The organism is Frigoribacterium sp. Leaf186 (genome assembly GCF_001423905.1).
In the GTDB taxonomy this organism is placed as follows: Bacteria; Actinomycetota; Actinomycetes; order Actinomycetales; family Microbacteriaceae; genus Frigoribacterium.
In genome coordinates this window covers 810,189-825,779 of sequence record NZ_LMPQ01000001.1, presented here as the reverse complement: position 1 = coordinate 825,779, position 15,591 = coordinate 810,189, and the positions used below count along the sequence as shown (strand labels likewise).

The following is a 15,591-nucleotide window of genomic DNA, read 5'->3' as shown; positions in this document are numbered from 1 at the left end:
TGGTCTTCTCCGGGTGGGGGATCGGTGCGGGGACGAGGGCGGCGGGGGCGGGCGCAGGAGGCGCGGGGCGGGTCACGACGGAGCCACCGCCCGGCGCACCGCGCGTTCGAGGTCGAGCAGGCTGTCGCTGAGGGCCACCAGCTCTCGGTCGTCGACCGGATCGGCGTCGACCAGGACGTGGCGGAGGCCCCTCGGGTCGGCGGCCGTCAGCGCGGCGACGCGCGCGACGATCTCGTCGACCGAGGCGGTCGACGACAGGCCCGTCACCCGGGCGAGGCGCCCCAGCGTGCCGATGCGGAGCTGGTCGAGGGCGTGACCACGCTGCCCCGACCTCTCGTACAGCCGGGCCCGGCCCTCGGTGGTCTCGGACGCCCGGACGGTCACCGGCAGTCGTTCGACGACGAGGGCGCCGAGCCGTCGGCCGCGCCAGACCATGGCGGCGACGCCGGCGAGCAGCAGCACGACGAGCGACGGGGTGACCCACGAGGGCGTCAGCGTCGCGAGCGTCCCGGAACCCTGGGGCAGGTCGTCGGCGGAGGGCAGGTACCAGGTCAGTTCGGAGGACTCGCCCAGCAGGGCGAGCGCGAAGGCCGCGTCGTCGTCCGACGCGATCGAGCCGTTGCTGAGTGCGCCCGTCGCTCCCACGACCGTCACCCTCGTGTCGCCGTCCTCGACCTCGACCAGGCCGTAGCCGTCGTCGCTCGGCAGGCAGCGGACGGCTCCCGACCGGTCGGAGTCGTACGCCACACCCGTGACGTCGACGCGGGACGCCTGTCGCAGGGCGGGCAGCGCGCACGAGGGGGACGCCGTCCCGTCGGACACCTGGGCGGTCGCGCGGACGTCGTCGGTCAGGCTCTCGAGCGCCGTGGGACCGGGTGCGAGCAGGACGAGGTGGGAGGCCTCGGTGGCGAGCCGGCGCCACTGGTCGGCGACCAGGAACCCGTCGGCGTCGTCCACGACCACCGTTCCGCCGCCGGGGTCGCCCGTGCCGCCGAGCCGGTCGAGGGTCGCCTCGAAGCCCGTCGTCACCGTCACGTCCACACCCTCGCGGCCGAGCACCTCGACGAGCGCCTTCGCCCCGCCGGGGGCGGCGTTGGCGGGCCCGAGGGGGCGCCCCTCACCCGAACCCGACCCGACGACGAGGGCGGCCGCGACCCCGAGCGCCAGCACGACGGCGAGGGCGACCCAGAACCGGGCGCGTCGCAGGGTGGCCCCGAGCGTGGGCGTCGTGACCGTGCCGGTCGCACCGTCGGGTGCCGTGGTCGTCACGCCTCGACCCGTCGAGACGCGGTGACCCGTCGAGACGTCGTGACGCGTCGGTCGAGGTCGACGACGGCGCGGTAGGCCTCGTCGGTGCCCGGCCGGTCGAGGTAGCGGACGCCGTCGAAGGCCGACGCGGCCTCGGCGAACGCGTCACGCAGGTCGGGGAACGCGTCACCGGCCCGCCGCGCCACGTCGTTCGCGGTCGTGCCGGGCGAGACCGCCACGTCGCCCCGTTCGTCGAGCGCGCGGGCGATCGCCCGGAACGACTCGGCCACGGCGAGGGTGAGGTCGCCCTGGGCGGCTGCGGCACGGGCGGCGGCGCGCATCGCTTCGCTGTCGCGCACGTCGTCGTCGCCGAAGAGGACCGGGGCGCGGGTCGACCGCCGGTTGAGCCGCGGCACGCCGTAGACGAGCAGCACGACGACCACGACCACCACGACGACCGCCAGCAGGACGATCAACGCGACGGCCGGGGCGCCCTCGGTGCCCCCGAAGCGGATCGAGCCGAGCCAGTCCCAGAACGCCTGCGCCGCACGGTCGAGCCACGACGGTTGCGCGGCCACGTACTCGGGCTTCGTGAGCTCGCGGAGGACGTCGCGTCGCGCGTCGTCGGCGCCGGGGCTCAGCGGCGGCCCGGCGGCGAAGGGCAGCCCGGTCACCAGCGCGGTGCTTCCGGGGCCCTCGTCGGGACGACCGGGGCGTCGGGCGTGCGGTAGGGGTCCGGCTGCCCGTCGGCGGTGCGTCCACCGCGTTCGACGTAGCGCACCAGCTCGAGGTCGAGCCCTTCGGTGCGGATGCGACGGTCGACGTAGACGAGACCGGCCGACGCCGCCTGCAGCACCGAGCCGATGGCGCCGATGACCGCCGTGATGCCGAGGGTCACAGCGTAGGTGCCGGCGGTCAACGCGACGAAGGTCGGGTCGGTGACGTCGCCGGTGGGGGCGAGCGTGCCGGTCAGGACGCTGAACAGCACCGAGAAGGGCGTCGCGACGACCTGCGACGCGATCTGCACCATCAAGAACACGAGCGCGATCACGCCGAAGGTCCGCCAGAAGGAGGTGCGGGTCAGCGACCACGAGCGCCTCACCGCGGCGCGCAGGGCCAACCGTTCGAGGACGATCGCACTCGGCACGAGGCTGGTCTTCACGGTCACCCACACCCCGAGGACGAGGAGTCCCAGGCCGAGCAGGACCGCGACGCCGATGCCGATGCCGATGCTCGGACCCGTGCCGACGGCGACGCCCACGACGACGACCCCGGCGACGAGCGCCAGGGCGACGACGTACGCGGCGGTGAGCAGGGCGGACCAGGCGACGAGGGTGCCGAGGCGACCCTTGGCCAGGGCCCAGAGCCCCCCGAGCCGCAGCTTCTCGCCGAGCGTCTGACGGGCCGTCTCGAGGACGAACAGGCCCTGCAGCAGGGCCGTGACGACCACCTGGAGGGCGATCGGCACGAGGGCCGAGGCGGCCACGATGGCGACGGCCCCGGCGAGGACCGCGTCGCGATCACGGGGCAGGGCCTGCTCGACGCGGCCGAAGGCGAGGAAGGCGCTGCCGCCGGTGATCAGCACGGTCACCACCAGCAGCACGACCTGCGACAGCAGCGCCGTCCCGAAGGTGGTGCGCGGGTTGCGCCGGAAGACCTGGAACGAGGCGCCGAGGATCTCGCCGAACGTCAGGGGACGCAGCGGCACGAGCCCCGGCTTGGGCGGGGGCGTCCAGCCGGCCGGCTGGGGCAGGCCCGCCGAGGGCGGCGGCGGAGCGGACGCCGGTCCGGCGGAGAACGGGCCGCCGGGCAGCGGACCACCGGGCAGCGGACCGGAGGGCCCCGAGCCAGGAGTCGGCGGTGCGACCCGCTCACCCCAGCGCGGAGGCGACGCGTCGCCTCCTGGCGTGCTCCAGGCGTTCGGATCGCTCATGGTCCCCCTGGTCGTCCTGACCGTGAGGTCGTCCTCACGGGTGCGTTCATGTTTCCACACCGGACGCAGCGCTGCCAGCCGACGAGCGCCTCCTGGACTAATCTGTCCTGACGTGCCGCCTCCCGAGCGGCCCAGCCCCGACGGAGAACATGAACCCGCGCATCCTCGTGGTCGACGACGACCCGGCGCTCGCCGAGATGATCGGCATCGTCCTTCGCGCCGACGAGTTCGACCCCCACTTCTGCGGTGACGGCAGCGGCGCCCTCGAGGCGTTCCACGAGGCCACGCCCGACCTCGTGCTGCTCGACCTCATGCTGCCCGGCCTCGACGGCATCGAGGTCTGTCGCCTCATCCGTGCCGAGAGCGGCGTCCCGATCATCATGCTGACCGCCAAGGGCGACACCGCCGACGTGGTCAGGGGGCTCGAGAGCGGGGCCGACGACTACGTCGTCAAGCCGTTCAACCCGAAAGAGCTCGTCGCCCGCATCCGCACCCGGCTTCGTCCGGCCACCGAGCCCACCAACGACGTGCTCACGGTCGGCGACCTGCGCCTCGACGTCGCCGCCCACGAGGTGCGACGAGGTGACACGCCCATCGCCCTGACCCCCCTCGAGTTCGAGCTGCTGCTCGCGCTCGCCTCGAAGCCGCAGCAGGTCTTCACGCGAGAGATGCTGCTCGAGCAGGTCTGGGGTTACCACTACAAGGCCGACACGCGTCTCGTGAACGTCCACGTGCAGCGGCTGCGGGCCAAGGTCGAGCACGACCCCGACGCGCCGCGCATCGTCACGACCGTGCGGGGCGTGGGCTACCGCGCCGGCGCGGGCTCGTAGCCCGGCGGTGACGCTCGTGTCCGCGGCGGAGAGGCCCGAGCAGGGCCGGCCCCTGCGGTCGGGCGGGGTGGCGGCCTGGCGGCCGCCCGCGTGGCGCACCTGGCCGACCCGGGTCGTCGGGTTCTGGCGGTCGTCCCTGTCGTTCCGCACGGTGGCGCTCACCGTGGTGCTCTCGACCGTGGCCGTGACGATCATCGGCACGCTCATCTCGGTGACGATCGGCACGAGCCTCTACGACCAGCGTCGCGAACAGGTCGAGGCCGAGAGCGTCCGGGCGACGTTGCTGGCGCAGAGCATCTTCGACTCGGCGACCGCGACCGAGGACGCCAACCAGGTCGAGCTCGACGCGCTGCAGAACGAGGCGCAGACGGCCATCCTCGGGTCGACCTCGAGCCCCGGCGGCACGAGCATCGCCATCTTGCGCACCCCGGGGCAGAACAGCCCGCAGACGATCCAGAACATCGCCAGCCCCGACTTCCCGGACTCCGTCATCTCGCCGGCCCTGCGCGAGGCCGTGGCCACGGACGACGGCCGCCTCTCGACGCAGTCGGTGTCGTTGCCGCCGACGTCGCAGGGCGGCGGGTCTCCCGGCATCGCGGTCGGGTCGACCCTCCAGGTGCCCACCGCGGGCCAGTACGAGCTCTACCTCGTCTACGACCTCAGCGACGCGCAGGCCACCCTCGACCTGATGCAGCGGACGCTCGGCATCGGGTCGCTCGCGCTCGTGCTGCTGATCGGGGCCATCACGTACCTCGTGGTGCGTCTCGTCGTCGGGCCCATCCGCACCGCGGCCGAGACGAGCCAGAAGATCGCGGCCGGCCACCTCGAGGAGCGCATCCCCGAGAAGGGTCAGGACGTCGTCGCGACCCTGGGGCGGTCGTTCAACGGCATGGCCGACGCCATGCAGCGCCAGATCTCGCAGCTGGCCGAGCTCTCGCGCGTCCAGCAACGGTTCGTCAGCGACGTCTCGCACGAACTCCGCACGCCGCTCACCACGATCCGCCTGGCGGGCGACGTGCTCTACGACCAGCGCACCTCGTTCACGCCGTCGGCCGCCCGGACGGCCGAGCTGCTGCACACGCAGGTCGACCGCTTCGAGCTGCTGCTGGCCGATCTGCTCGAGATCTCGCGGTTCGACGCCGGGGCCGTCGAGCTCGAGACCGAGCCGGTCACGGTCGTGCGGCTGGTCGAGGACGGCGTCGACGAGTTCGGTCCGCTGGCGGCCGAGTCCGGCAGCGTCGTGTCGGTCGTCGCCAGCGGTGGGTACTTCGAGGCCGAGGTCGACCCCCGCCGACTGCGGCGCATCCTCCGCAACCTCCTCGGCAACGCCATCGAGCACGGCGAGGGGCGCCCGATCGAGGTCGAGGTCGACAGCGACGCCTCGGCGGTGGCGGTGGCCGTGCGCGACCACGGCGTGGGCATGAGCCCCGACGACGCGGCGCGGGTGTTCGACCGGTTCTGGCGGGCGGACCCGTCGCGTCGACGCACGATCGGGGGGACGGGTCTCGGACTGGCCATCAGCCTCGAGGACGCCGCCCTGCACGGCGGGCGGCTCGAGGTGTGGTCGGAGCCGGGGTCGGGCAGTCGCTTCGTCGTCACCCTGCCCCGGGTGGCCGGCGGTCGCCTCGAGGGCTCGCCCCTGCCGGTGGTGCCGCCGGACCGTCGGGGCGAGACGACCGTGCCCGTGACCGGCGAGCCCTGGACGGGTTCGGTGCCGACCTCCGAGACGGATGCCGTCTCGACGGCGACGACGAGGGGTGCCGATGTCTGAGCGCCGACCGGCCCGGCGGGCGGGCCGTGCCTCGGCGGCCCTCGCGTTCCTCGTGGTCGCCCTCGTCGCGCTGACCGGTTGCGTCGGCATCCCCGACGGCGGTCAGGTGCAGCAGGGCGACGTCGTGAGCGACGACGTCGTGAGCGACTTCGTGTTCCGGCCCAACGGCCCGGTCGCGGGCAGCTCGCAGGAGCGACTGCTGCGGGACTTCCTCTCGGCAGGGACGGGCTCGCAGGACAACTACGGCGTCGCCCGGGAGTTCCTCAGCGCCGGGTTCGCCGACGAGTGGGAGCCCCGGGCGAGCGTGACCATCCGCCCCGGCGTGGGGTCCACCACGCGGGTCGGTGCGTCCACCCTCGACTACGCCTTCGTGGGGTCGGCGACCGTCGACTCGGCGGGGCACTACACCCCGGCCACGTCGTCCACGACGACGACCCTCGCGTTCTCGTTCGTCGAAGAGGGCGACGAGTGGCGCATCAGCGACGCCCCGGACGGCATCGTCCTCTCACCGGCCACCTTCGACTCGGTCTTCCGGGCGCACGCCGCCTACTTCTACGACCCGACCTTCACCTACCTCGTGCCCGACGAGCGGTGGTTCCTCGCGAGGTCGTCGACCAGCACGCGCCTCGCCACCGCGCTGCTCGACGGCCCCTCCGACTGGCTGCAGGGCGCCGTCGTCTCGGCCTTCCCCGAGGGCACCCAGCTGTCGCTGACGGCCATCACGGTCGACGACGGCACGGCCAGGGTCGACCTCACCGCCGACGCCCTCGAGGCCACCCCCGACGCGCGGGCCCGCATGCAGGCGCAGCTGCTCGCGAGCTTCTCGACGTTGGCGACCGTGACCGCCGTCGAGCTGAGCGTCGAGGGTGCCCCGTTGTCGGTCCCGGCGATGCAACAGCCCGCACCGGTCCGCGACCCCGCGGTCGACGCCCGGCCCCTCGTGCTGGCCGACGGGGTGCTGGGCTTCGCCACGGCGAGTGCCACGAGTCAGCTGCCGGGGCTGTCGGCGGCGATCGAGGACCTGCGCCCCCGGTCGATCGAACTGGCCTCCGACCAGGGCTCCGCCGCCGTGGGCACGGCGTCGGGTGCGTACGCCGTCTCGGCCTCGGGCGGTGCGCGCCTGGTCGACGGTCGGTCGGGACTCGTGGCCCCCTCGCTCGACGGTGCGGGCTTCGTCTGGTCGCTCGTCGCCGACGACCCGACGAGCCTCAGGGCGTACTCGTCCGACGGCACGGCGCACCCGGTGGCGACGTCGCTGCCGACGGGGCCGAGGGCGATCACCTTCCGCGTCTCGCGCGACGGGACCCGCGCCCTGCTGTTGCTCGACGACCAGGGTGCCTCGCGCCTCCTCGTGGCCGCGATCGTGCGCGACTCCGACGGCGTCCCGATCCGCCTGGGCCCACCGCTCGAGCTGTCCGCCCCGGACGGCGCCCCGGTCGACGCGACCTGGGCCGACCAGCTCACCGTGGCCGTGCTGACCACCGTGGGCGAGTCGTCCCGCGTGACCACGTCCGAGGTGGGCGGCGACTCGTCGAGCGCCGGGCGGCCGTCGGGCGAGGCGGTGGCCGTCGTCGGCGGCAACGGGCTCGACCGCCTGCTCGTGCTGAGCGCCGACGGTGACGTCCTCGAGCCCCGCGGCAGCAGCTGGCAGGCGACCGGGCTGACGGCCGACCTGCTGGCCACCCAGCGCTGACGAGGGCGTCGGCTCCTCCCCAGGCCGGCCGGGCCACCCGTCGTCCCCGGTCGGCCCTGGGAGGCGCGGTGAGGGCCGCCGGCGCACGTCACGCTGTCGGGGTGCCTCAGTCGTCCCGCCCCCGCCTCGGCCCGCGCCCTCGACCGGCGGTCGCCTGGCGGAGTGCGCTCGGGCGGGCGACGCGCGAGGCACTGTCGGTCGTCTCTCCCGTGTCGTGCGCGGGCTGCCGGGCGCCCGACGTCGCGCTCTGCGACGACTGCCGCCGCCGTCTCGTCCCCGAGGTCACCCGGGTCGACCTGCCCGACGGGCTGCCCGTCTTCGCCGGCCTCGCCTACGCGTTCGAGGTGCGGGGCGTCGTGCTCGCGTTCAAGAACGGCGGCCGCGTCCGCCTCGCCGAGGCGCTCGCCCCGGCCCTGGCGGCCGCCCTCGAGGCCTGCGCCCGGGTCGTGACGGCCGAGGCCGAGAGGGCGGACGCCGGCGCCGACGCCCCGCCCGACCTCCCCGTGCTGGTGGTTCCCGTCCCGCCGTCCCGCCGGGGGCGACGGCGGCGAGGCTACGACCCGGTCGACCTCGTCCTGCGGCGGCTCGGCCTCACCGTCGGCCGGCGGGTGCTCGTGCCGACGGCGACGGCGGGGGGAGGCCAGAAGGGCCGCGACCGACAGCAGCGGCTGCGCGCCCGCGAGGGCAGCCTGCGCTGCCGGCGAGACCTGGGTGGCATGCACGTCGTGCTGGTCGACGACGTCGTGACGACGGGCGGCACCCTGCTCGAGGCGTGTCGTGCCGTCAGGGCCCGGGGTGCGGTGGTCGTCGGTGCGGCGTGTCTGGCCGCCACGCCGTCGTGGTCGGGGTCGACGGCGTGACGAGCCGACGAGCCGACGGGCCGACGGGCCGACGGGCCGACGGGGGAGGGGCGGACGGGCACGGCGGAGGGTGGCAGCGGTCGTGCCGCACCTGTCGATCCGCCGCGCCAGGGTGAACGATGCGTGACACGGGGGTGTCCGCATGGCTACGGTGGGGCGAAAGGCGTGAAAGGACATCCGCCTGGCTGACAGGCGGCACGTCGATAGCCACAGGAGGTCGTCATGGAAATTTCCGTCACGGGTCGAAACGTCGGCATCACCGATCGTTTCCGCGAGTACGCCACCGAGAAGGCCGACAAGGTCGCCGTCCTCGCCACCAAGGCACTGGCGCTCGAGGTCAAGGTCTCGCGTCACCACGAGAAGTCCGGCGGCCAGGCGGGCGACGACCGGGTCGAGCTGACGCTCGTCGGCCCCGGCCCCCTCGTGCGCGCCGAGTCCACGGCAGGCGACAAGTACGCGGCTTTCGACCTCGCGATCGGGCGCCTCCTCGAACGGGTGCGACGGGCGAAGGACCGACAGAAGATCCATCGCGGGCAACACCGGCCGACGTCGCTGCGCGAGGCCTCGACGGCCGACTTCAGCGGGGTGGGCGTGACGCCGGCCGCGGCCGAGACGCTCGACCTCGTGCGCACCGGGGCCGTGCCGGTGGTGGGCGACGAGGCCCCCGCCGACGAGTTCGAGGACGACTACTGCCCCGTGGTCATCCGCACCAAGGTGTTCGCGTCGACGCCCATGACGGTCGACGACGCGCTCTACTACATGGAGCTGGTCGGGCACGACTTCTACCTGTTCATCGACTCCGAGACCGAGCGACCGAGCGTCGTCTACCGCCGGAAGGGCTGGGACTACGGCGTGATCGGGCTCGACCAGGACTCGCCCGACCTGCAAGAGGCCGCGACGGCACTGCGGGCGGGACTCGTGAGCTGACCGTCTGACACGCCCGGTGGTCGACGCCCCGGGAGGCGCAGGGCACGTCCTTGCCGCCTCCCAGGGGGTCGGCCACTACGCTTGCTACGATCGTGGGCCGGTCCAGGACGGACCGTCGACATCTCGGTGCTCCGATGCGGATCACCTCAGCGAGACCGCGGAGCGTTCCGCGGGTTCGACCGAACACATGGGAGCACACCAGTGGCCAACGTCCTCGAGAAGGTCCTCCGCGTCGGCGAGGGCCGCACGCTGCGCAAGCTCAAGGCCTACGCCAAGGCGGTCAACGAGCTCGAAGACGACTTCACGACCCTGACCGACGACGAGCTGCGCAACGAGACCGTCGAGCTGCGCGAGCGCTACGCCTCGGGCGAGTCGCTCGACGACCTGCTGCCCGAGGCCTTCGCCGCGGTGCGCGAGGCGTCCAAGCGCACCCTCGGCCTCCGCCACTTCGACGTGCAGCTGATGGGCGGGGCAGCCCTCCACCTCGGCAACATCGCCGAGATGAAGACCGGTGAGGGCAAGACCCTCGTGGCGACCACGGCGGCGTACCTCAACGCCATCGCCTCGCGCGGCGTCCACGTCATCACGGTCAACGACTTCCTCGCGAGCTACCAGTCCGAGCTCATGGGTCGCGTCTTCCGCGCCCTCGGCATGACGACCGGGTGCATCCTGTCGGGCCAGACCCCGGCCGAGCGTCGCGAGATGTACGCCGCCGACATCACCTACGGCACGAACAACGAGTTCGGCTTCGACTACCTGCGCGACAACATGGCCTGGCAGGCCCAGGACATGGTGCAGCGCGGCCACTTCTTCGCCGTCGTCGACGAGGTCGACTCCATCCTCATCGACGAGGCCCGCACCCCCCTGATCATCTCGGGCCCGTCGTCCGGCGAAGCCAACCGGTGGTTCACCGAGTTCGCGACCATCGCGCGTCGCCTCGTCTCGGGCACCGACTACGAGGTCGACGAGAAGAAGCGCACGGTGGGCGTCCTCGAGCCCGGCATCGAGAAGGTCGAGGACTACCTCGGCATCGACAACCTCTACGAGTCGGCGAACACCCCCCTCATCTCGTTCCTGAACAACGCGATCAAGGCCGACGCGCTCTTCAAGCGCGACAAGGACTACGTCGTCATCAACGGCGAGGTGCTGATCGTCGACGAGCACACCGGCCGCATCCTCAGCGGCCGCCGCTACAACGAGGGCATCCACCAGGCCATCGAGGCGAAAGAGGGGGTGTCGGTCAAGGCCGAGAACCAGACCCTCGCGACCGTCACGCTGCAGAACTACTTCCGGCTGTACAAGAAGCTCTCGGGCATGACCGGCACCGCCGAGACCGAGGCCGCCGAGTTCATGAGCACCTACAAGCTCGGCGTCGTGCCCATCCCGACCAACCGGCCGATGCAGCGCCTCGACCAGACCGACCTCGTCTACAAGAACGAGACGAGCAAGTTCGACCAGGTCGTCGAAGACATCGTCGAGCGGCACGAGAAGGGTCAGCCCGTTCTCGTCGGCACGACGAGCGTCGAGAAGAGCGAGTACCTCTCGCGCCTGCTCGCCAAGAAGGGCGTCAAGCACGAGGTGCTGAACGCCAAGAACCACGCGCGCGAGGCGGCGATCGTGGCGCAGGCCGGTCGGGCCGGTGCCGTGACCGTGGCCACCAACATGGCCGGCCGTGGCACCGACATCATGCTCGGCGGCAACGCCGAGTTCCTCGCCGTCGCCGAGATGAACTCCAAGGGTCTCAGCCCGGTCGACACCCCCGACGAGTACGAGGCCGCCTGGGACGACGTCTTCACCGCGAAGAAGGCCGCCGTGCAAGAAGAGGCCGAGAAGGTCATCGAGGCCGGCGGTCTCTACGTCCTCGGAACCGAACGCCACGAGTCGCGGCGCATCGACAACCAGCTGCGTGGTCGCTCCGGTCGCCAGGGCGACCCGGGCGAGAGCCGGTTCTACCTCTCGCTGACCGACGACCTGATGCGCCTGTTCAACTCGGGCGCCGCCGAATCGCTGATGGGCCGCGGCAACGTCCCCGACGACCTCGCCATCGAGAACAAGATCGTCGGGCGGGCGATCCGTTCGGCGCAGTCGCAGGTCGAGTCGCGCAACGCCGAGATCCGCAAGAACGTCCTGAAGTACGACGACGTCCTCAACCGCCAGCGCGAGGCCATCTACGGCGACCGTCGGCACATCCTCGAGGGCGACGACCTGAAGGACCGCAGCCAGAAGTTCCTCGAGGACGTCGTGAACGAGGTCATCGACCAGCACACGGGCGACGGCAGCCCCGACGACTGGGACCTCGACGCCCTCTGGACCGAGCTCGGCACCCTGTACCCGATCTCGATCACCATCGACGAGGTCATCACCGAGGCCGGCTCGAAGGGCAAGGCCACGCGGGCCTTCCTCGGTCAAGAGATCCTGTCCGACGCCAAGGTCGCCTACGAGGCCCGCACCGAGGCCCTCGGCGAGTCCGCGATGCGCGAGCTCGAGCGCCGCGTCGTGCTCTCGGTCATCGACCGTCGCTGGCGCGACCACCTCTACGAGATGGACTACCTGAAGGACGGCATCGGCCTCCGGGCCATGGCCCAGCGCGACCCGCTGGTCGAGTACCAGCGCGAGGGCTACGCGCTCTTCCAGAGCATGATGGGGCAGATCCGCGAAGAGACCGTGGGCTTCCTCTTCAACCTCGAGGTCGAGGTGCAGGGGCAGGTCGGTGCCACCGAGGCACCCGTCATCGCGGCCAAGGGCCTCGAAGCCGAGAAGCAGCCGCAGGCGCAGCTCGCCTACTCGGCTCCGAACATCGACGGTGAGGTCGAGGTCCGCAACCAGCGCGGCCAGCTCGAGAAGGGCGCGACCGCCAAGGCCCAGAAGGCGCAGGACGAGGCCGAACGGTCGACGTCGCCCGAGATCGCCGCGGCACGGGCCGCTGGCGGCCCGGCGGCACGCGAGGCCGACGAGGGCACCGTCGGTGCCTTCGGGCAGAAGACCGGTGGCGGTGACGCCCCGGTGAACCGCGCCGAGCGACGCGCCTCGGGCAAGAAGGGTCGTTGACTCCACACCCACCCCGCGACGACGACGCGCCCCCGACACCGGTCGGGGGCGCGTCGCTCGTTCACAGCACGTGGACGGCCGTCGCCCGCCAGCGGCGGTCGTAGGTCTCGAGTCGGACGGCGACCGCCCGGCTGCGGGCCCGTCCGTGCAGGACGACGACGGCCTCGACGACCCCCTCGACCGGGGAGCTGAGTCGGATGCCGCCGACGGTGAAGGCCGGACGCTGCACCCGGGTCCCGTGCGCCGACCGGGCCCGGGCGGCCAGGACGACGCGGGTGTGCAGGGTGCGGTAGACGTCTTCGGTGACCCAGCGCGAGACCTGGTCGAGATCTCGGGCTCCGGCGAGGATCTCGACGACGCACCGCACGAGGTTCTCGACGAGCAAGGCGGGGTCGTCGGGGAACGGTGACGAGGCCGGTGCCCTGTTCGCCCGTCGACCGGCGGCCGGGGTGACGTCGTCGGATGCCCCGGCGTCGGCGGCGGCGTCGTGCGCGACGTCGTCGCTCGGGCGGGGCGCGCTCTCGAGAGGCGGGACGGGCCGGAGGTGCGGTCGCGACGGCGTCTCGGGGACGAGGGGGTCGACGAGGGGCTCGACGAGGGCGAGGGCGTGGTTGTTCGAGGGCATCGGCAGTCTTCCTGTTCACGATCATCCGGGCATGTTCCGAAGATATGACATGTGAGATGGCGAAACCAGACCGACTCGACGGTCTGTGGAGAACCCGTCCTGGCGCCGCGGCTGCGCGGGGGCCGCGGGCGTCACGGCTCCGACCGTCGACCTAGACTGAACGGGTGTCGACGCTCAGTGATCTCGTTCTCGCCCAGGGCCTCTCGAGCGAGGTGGACGTCGAGTGGCTGCACCTGCTGGTGGGGGACTGGCAGCTGCTCGCCGACCTGGCCTTCGCCGACATCGTGCTCTGGGTGCCCACGCAGACCGGCAGCTTCGTCGCGGTGGCGCACGCCCGGCCGTCCAGCTCGGCCACGCTCTTCTACCGCGACTTCGTCGGGCAGGAAGTGCGCACCGAGTGGCGTGACCAGATCGAGCAGGCGTTCACCACGACCCGCATCGTCGACTCCGCCGCTCCCGACTGGTACGAAGAGACGCCGACGCGCGTCCGGGCCGTCCCCGTGCTGCGGCGCCTCGGGGCCAGCCGTCCCGACGTCACCGACGCCCCGATCGCGATCATCACGAGGCACACGAACCTCAGCGAGGCCCGCACCCCGAGCCGCCAAGAGCTGACCTTCAACCAGTGCTCCAACGACCTCTTCGCGATGATCGCCGCCGGCGACTTCCCCGACCTCGGGGCACCGACGGGTCCGCGACGGGGCGCACCCCGCGCCTCCGACGGGTTGCTGCGTCTCGACGTCGACGGCATGGTGACCTTCGCGAGCCCCAACGGGCTGTCGGCCTTCAACCGGATGGGGTTCGCCGGCGAGCTCGAAGGCGAGTCGCTGGCCGAGGTCACGACGGGGCTGCTCGCCGGCAAGCTCGTCATCGACGAGTCGCTGCCCCTCGTCGTCACGGGCCGGGCCCCGTGGCGCACCGACATCGAGGCCCGAGGGGTCACCGTGTCGCTGCGGGCCATCCCCCTGCGTGACCGGGGCGAGCGCGTCGGGGCGATCGTGCTCTGCCGCGACGTGACCGAGCTGCGCCACCAGGAGCGCGAGCTGATCACCAAGGACGCGACGATCCGCGAGATCCACCACCGCGTCAAGAACAACCTGCAGACGGTCGCGTCGCTGCTCCGCATCCAGGCTCGACGCACGCGCACCGACGTCGCCCGCGAGGCGCTGACGCAGGCCATGCGACGGGTGCAGTCCATCGCCGTCGTGCACGACACCCTGTCGGAGGGGCTCAGCCAGAACGTCGACTTCGACACCGTCTTCGACCGGGTGCTCATGCTCATCGCCGAGGTCGCGTCGAGCCACAACACCACGGTGCGGCCCACCATGACGGGCAGCTTCGGCGCCCTGCCGAGCGAGTACGCGACGCCGTTGGCCCTGGCCCTGACCGAACTCGTCACGAACGCGGTCGAGCACGGGCTCGACGGTCGCGACGGCGAGGTCGAGATCGTCGCCGACCGCCGTGCCGAAGAACTCACCGTCAAGGTGCGTGACAACGGCGTGGGGCTGCCCGAGGGCAAGGTCGGCTCGGGCCTCGGCACCCAGATCGTCCGCACGTTGATCCAGGGCGAGCTCGGCGGCACGATCGACTGGCACACCCTCGTCGGCAACGGCACCGAGGTCACCATCGAGATCCCGTTCCGCTGGCTCACCCAGCCCTGAGCCGGTCTCGACCCGGCCCGGACGCGACGAAGCCCGGCACCTGGGATCAGGTGCCGGGCTTCGTCATCGGCCACGAGGCCGGGTGTCGCCCGACCGGGGTCCGGGCGACGGTGGATCAGCTGGCGCGGCGCGCGCGAGCGGCACGACGCTTGAGGGCGCGGCGCTCGTCTTCGCTCAGGCCACCCCAGACACCCGAGTCCTGCGAGGTCTCGAGCGCGTACTGCAAGCAGGTCTCGGTGACGGTGCAGCGTCCGCACACGGCCTTCGCCTTGTCGATCTGGTCGACGGCGGGGCCGGTGTTGCCGACGGGGAAGAAGAGCTCCGGGTCAGCCTGCAGGCAAGCGGCTTTGTCACGCCAATCCATCGATGGGTACTCCTTAAAGATGCAGAACCAGGCACGTCGAGGCGCCTGGTTCGTGGTGGGGAAAGAAAAGAATTCGGGAGGCGCGCACCGCAATGTGCACGTCACTTCGACCTCGAATATGGTCGCATACTGATACCGCCAAATCAAGGGATCTCCGGGAGGCTCACACGTGACGACAGCAGGCACCGACGGCCCCCGAGACGAGACCGGTCGGTCTGCCGAGACGCGTCGACCGGCCCTGCTCTGGGTCGTGATCGTCCTGCTCGTGGGCGAGTTCCTGCTCATCGCGGCGACCGCGGTCTTCCTGCTCGTCGAGCTGCTCGTCGCCCGCCCCGACTCGTACCCGTCGGCCGTCGCGATCGTCGTGTTGACGCTGCTCGCCACCGCATGGCTCGCCTCGATCGTGCTGGGAGCGCTGCGCGGCCGGGCCTGGATCCGCGGGGCCGCGATCGTCTGGCAGGTGCTGCAGTTCGCCGTCGGCATCGGCAGCCTGCAAGGGGTCTTCGCCAACCCGACCATCGGCGTCGCACTCATCGTGCCGGCCGTCGCCGTCGTGGCCCTCCTGCTCGTGCCGTCGGTCGTCGCCGCCACCTCGGCCCGCGACCAGGAGCCCCACGTCTACTGACCCGCCAGG

General features: G+C 72.2%; 13 protein-coding genes. 8 read left to right on the top strand and 5 right to left on the bottom strand.

Annotated features, from left to right (window positions below; translation table 11 throughout):
- Positions 1 to 72 precede the first annotated feature (72 nt).
- Genes ASG05_RS03780 through ASG05_RS03770 form a run of 3 tightly spaced genes read right to left on the bottom strand, consistent with a single transcriptional unit; the run spans position 73 to position 3,181 of the window.
- On the bottom strand, positions 73 to 1,269 hold the full coding sequence (locus ASG05_RS03780; protein ID WP_056257442.1) for a DUF4350 domain-containing protein: 1,197 nt from the start codon (positions 1,267 to 1,269) through the stop codon (positions 73 to 75).
- On the bottom strand, positions 1,266 to 1,922 hold the full coding sequence (locus tag ASG05_RS03775) for a DUF4129 domain-containing protein (protein WP_056257439.1): 657 nt from the start codon (positions 1,920 to 1,922) through the stop codon (positions 1,266 to 1,268). The genes ASG05_RS03780 and ASG05_RS03775 overlap by 4 nt, the downstream gene beginning before the upstream one ends.
- A complete protein-coding gene (locus tag ASG05_RS03770; protein WP_157490039.1) occupies positions 1,919 to 3,181 on the bottom strand; it encodes a hypothetical protein in 1,263 nt (420 codons plus the stop codon). The genes ASG05_RS03775 and ASG05_RS03770 overlap by 4 nt, the downstream gene beginning before the upstream one ends.
- 149 nt (positions 3,182 to 3,330) lie before the next feature.
- Here ASG05_RS03770 and mtrA point away from each other — a divergent pair, with 149 nt between their 5' ends.
- From mtrA to secA, 6 genes are all read left to right on the top strand, one after another.
- Positions 3,331 to 4,011: an MtrAB system response regulator MtrA gene (gene mtrA, locus ASG05_RS03765; protein ID WP_056257433.1), complete on the top strand. Its 681-nt coding sequence runs from the start codon at positions 3,331 to 3,333 to the stop codon at positions 4,009 to 4,011.
- A 16-nt stretch (positions 4,012 to 4,027) separates the two neighbouring features.
- The gene (gene mtrB, locus ASG05_RS03760; protein ID WP_235491375.1) at positions 4,028 to 5,782 is read left to right on the top strand and encodes an MtrAB system histidine kinase MtrB; all 1,755 of its coding nucleotides are present in this window, start codon (positions 4,028 to 4,030) and stop codon (positions 5,780 to 5,782) included.
- On the top strand, positions 5,775 to 7,475 hold the full coding sequence (locus tag ASG05_RS03755; protein ID WP_162240625.1) for an LpqB family beta-propeller domain-containing protein: 1,701 nt from the start codon (positions 5,775 to 5,777) through the stop codon (positions 7,473 to 7,475). The genes mtrB and ASG05_RS03755 overlap by 8 nt, the downstream gene beginning before the upstream one ends.
- 101 nt (positions 7,476 to 7,576) lie before the next feature.
- Positions 7,577 to 8,335, top strand: coding sequence for a phosphoribosyltransferase family protein (locus tag ASG05_RS03750; RefSeq protein WP_157490037.1), 759 nt, complete (start codon positions 7,577 to 7,579; stop codon positions 8,333 to 8,335).
- A gap of 222 nt (positions 8,336 to 8,557) precedes the next feature.
- Positions 8,558 to 9,262, top strand: coding sequence for a ribosome hibernation-promoting factor, HPF/YfiA family (gene hpf / locus ASG05_RS03745; RefSeq protein WP_056257426.1), 705 nt, complete (start codon positions 8,558 to 8,560; stop codon positions 9,260 to 9,262).
- A gap of 201 nt (positions 9,263 to 9,463) precedes the next feature.
- Positions 9,464 to 12,310 (top strand): preprotein translocase subunit SecA, encoded by a 2,847-nt coding sequence (secA, locus tag ASG05_RS03740; RefSeq protein WP_056257424.1) that lies wholly within the window; start codon positions 9,464 to 9,466, stop codon positions 12,308 to 12,310.
- A gap of 61 nt (positions 12,311 to 12,371) precedes the next feature.
- Here secA and ASG05_RS16805 read toward each other — a convergent pair whose 3' ends face one another.
- Positions 12,372 to 12,935: an Rv3235 family protein gene (locus tag ASG05_RS16805; protein ID WP_235491374.1), complete on the bottom strand. Its 564-nt coding sequence runs from the start codon at positions 12,933 to 12,935 to the stop codon at positions 12,372 to 12,374.
- A 164-nt stretch (positions 12,936 to 13,099) separates the two neighbouring features.
- Here ASG05_RS16805 and ASG05_RS03730 point away from each other — a divergent pair, with 164 nt between their 5' ends.
- On the top strand, positions 13,100 to 14,593 hold the full coding sequence (locus ASG05_RS03730; protein ID WP_056257421.1) for a sensor histidine kinase: 1,494 nt from the start codon (positions 13,100 to 13,102) through the stop codon (positions 14,591 to 14,593).
- Positions 14,594 to 14,708: 115 nt separating this feature from the next.
- Here the strand turns inward: ASG05_RS03730 and ASG05_RS03725 are convergent, their stop codons facing one another.
- Positions 14,709 to 14,957 (bottom strand): WhiB family transcriptional regulator, encoded by a 249-nt coding sequence (locus ASG05_RS03725; RefSeq protein WP_043594001.1) that lies wholly within the window; start codon positions 14,955 to 14,957, stop codon positions 14,709 to 14,711.
- Between the two features lie 169 nt (positions 14,958 to 15,126).
- On the opposite strand from ASG05_RS03725, the gene ASG05_RS03720 reads away from it, so the two are divergent.
- Positions 15,127 to 15,582 carry a hypothetical protein gene (locus ASG05_RS03720; RefSeq protein WP_056257419.1) on the top strand — a complete coding sequence of 152 codons (456 nt, stop codon included), beginning with the start codon at positions 15,127 to 15,129 and terminating at the stop codon, positions 15,580 to 15,582.
- The last annotated feature ends 9 nt before the right edge of the window (positions 15,583 to 15,591 follow it).